The 2,703-nt window shown below is 73.3% G+C and carries 1 protein-coding gene; it reads left to right on the top strand.

Annotated features, from left to right (window positions below):
* Positions 1–344: 344 nt before the first annotated feature.
* The coding region (locus tag O3Q52_RS51735; RefSeq protein ID WP_269655345.1) for an FAD-binding and (Fe-S)-binding domain-containing protein at positions 345–2,703 on the top strand (2,359 nt) is incomplete at its 3' end.

Genomic DNA, 2,703 nt, shown 5'->3' with positions numbered 1-2,703 from the left:
CCAGGGCGACCGCGGCGCCGACGGCGAGCGCCGCCGGTACGGCGGCCAGGAGCGGGGCGAGCACGACGGCACGCAGGCGAGGCCGTTCCCCGCCGAGGTGCGCCGGATACGGCCGATCTGGGGTGGGGCGCGCTTGCGGAGTGGGCGCGGTCATCAATCGTGTCCTCGGTCGTGTCCTGGGCGGGATGCGACACCTGGTGCTCAACTGGCGGTCACTATATGGGAGTTCGTGATCGGACCGGGCAGGATTCGTGCCCGCTTTCACAAGTCGTCCCCAATCCGGGGGCCGACCCTCCTTCGCTCGCCGGGGGTCACTGTCAGTGACGGGGGGCATTCTTGGAGGCATGACGGAAACGGATCTCGGGGAGCTGCGGTCGGAGCTGCGGAAAGCCGTGCGCGGAGAGGTTGCCTTCGACGCGACGGCGAGGGCGCTGACCACCATGGACGCGTCGAACTACCGGCGCGTGCCGCTCGGCGTGGTCGCGCCGAGAGACGCCGACGACGTGGCGGCGGCGCTGTCCGTCTGCTCCCGTCTCCGCGTGCCGGTCGTCGCGCGCGGTGGTGGTACGTCGATCGCGGGACAGGCGACCGGCACAGGTGTGGTCCTGGACTTCACCCGTCACATGAACCGGATCGTGTCCCTGGACGCGGAGGCGCGCACGGCCGTGGTCCAGCCGGGGGTCGTCCTGGACCGTCTCCAGGAGGCGGCCGCGCCGCACGGCCTGCGCTTCGGGCCCGACCCGTCGACCCACAGCCGGTGCACGCTAGGCGGGATGATCGGCAACAACTCGTGCGGGTCGCACTCGGTGGCCTGGGGCACGACGGCCGACAGCGTGCGCGAGCTGTCCGTGGTGACGGCGAGGGGCGGGTTCCTGTCACCGGGCAGGTCCTGGTCGGGCGCTCCGGAGGGGCTGCGGGCCCTGGTGGAGGGCGAGTTGGGCCGGCTGCGCACCGGCTTCCCGGACCTGCCCCGCCGGATCTCGGGGTACGCGCTGGACGCGCTGCTCCCCGAGAAGGGCGCCGACGTCGCCCGCTCCTTCTGCGGCTCCGAGGGCACCCTGGGTGTGCTGACGGAGGCGGTCGTCGCTCTGGTCGAGGCCCCACGCGCGCGTGCGCTGGCCGTGCTGGCGTACGCGGACGAGAGCGCGGCGGCCGAGGCGGCGGCGGGCCTGCTGCCGTACGGGCCGCTGACGGTGGAGGGCATGGCGGCCGATCTCGTACGGGCGGATGCGGAACTGCCCAGGGGCGGCGCCTGGCTCTTCGTGGAGACGGGTGGCGGGACGGCGGCGGAGGCACGCGCGCGTGCGGACGCGATCGTGCGTGCCGCGGACGTCGTCGACTCCCTCGTGGTCACCGACCCGGCCGGCCGGCGGGCCCTGTGGCGGGTCCGCGAGGACGCGAGCGGCACGGCGACCCGGATGCCGGACGGCACCGAGGCCTGGCCCGGCTGGGAGGACTGCGCGGTGCCCCCGGCCCGACTCGGCCCGTACCTGCGGGACTTCAGAGGCCTGCTGACCTCCCACGGTCTGCGCGGCACGCCGTACGGGCACTTCGGGGACGGCTGCATCCACGTACGTATCGACTTCGATCTCCTCTCCCGCGAGGGCATCGGCCGATTCCGCCGCTTCTCGGAGGAGCTGGCAGAGGTGGTCGTCGCCCACGGGGGCTCCCTCTCCGGAGAGCACGGCGACGGACAGGCCCGGGCCGAACTGCTTCCGAAGATGTACGGGGAGGAGATGGTCGCCCTCTTCGAGCGGGTCAAGACGGTGTGGGACCCGGACGACCTGCTCAACCCGGGAATGCTGGTCAGGCCCGCCGCCCTGGACGAGAACCTGAGATTCGCCGTGCTCCCGCGCGAGCCGGTGGACGTGGCCTTCGGCTATCCGCACGACGGCGGGGACTTCTCGGCGGCGGTCCGCAGATGCGTGGGCGTCGCCAAGTGCCGCACGGGGACGGCGGGTCCGGACTCCGGCGTCATGTGCCCCTCCTTCCGCGCGACCGGCGAGGAGGAGCACTCCACACGCGGACGGGCCCGGCTGCTGCACGAGATGCTCGCGGGCGAGGTCGTCACCGACGGCTGGGCGTCCACGGAGGTCCGCGACGCGCTGGACCTGTGCCTGTCCTGCAAGGGCTGCCGCTCCGACTGCCCGGTCGGGGTCGACATGGCCACGTACAAGGCGGAGTTCCTGCACCACCACTACGAAGGCCGTCGGCGACCGGCCGCGCACTACACGATGGGATGGCTGCCGGTCTGGCTCGGGACGGTGTCCCGCCTGCGCCTGGCCGGCCCGGTCAACTTCCTCGCTTCCGTACGTCCGTTGGCGGCCGTCGCCAAGCGGCTGGGCGGGATCGCGCCCGAGCGGGAGATTCCGCGGGTGGCGGGGGAGACGTTCACCCGGTGGTGGCGCCGCAGGGCCAGGGCGCAGGCACGGCAGGAAATGCGCGAGGGCGGCGTCGCGTACGAAGAACATCCGGAGGGCCTGCCCAAGACGGTCATTCTCTGGCCGGACACCTTCACGGAGTACCTGTCGCCGTCCGTCGGAAAGGCGGCGGCACGGGTCCTGGAGGCGGCGGGGCTGAGGGTGCTGCCGTGGCCGCCGAGGGAGAGAGGGCTGCTGCGGGTGCCGGCCGTGGGCGGGTGGCTTCGGCGGAAGCCCGCCATGGGAGTGCGGCTGCTACCGGGCCGCGCGCCGGGCGCAGGAG

This window comes from Streptomyces sp. ActVer, from assembly GCF_027270795.1.
In the GTDB taxonomy this organism is placed as follows: Bacteria; Actinomycetota; Actinomycetes; order Streptomycetales; family Streptomycetaceae; genus Streptomyces; species Streptomyces umbrinus_A.
The sequence above is the reverse complement of the archived record's forward strand: the minus strand, read 5'-3'. Positions and strand labels throughout refer to the sequence as shown.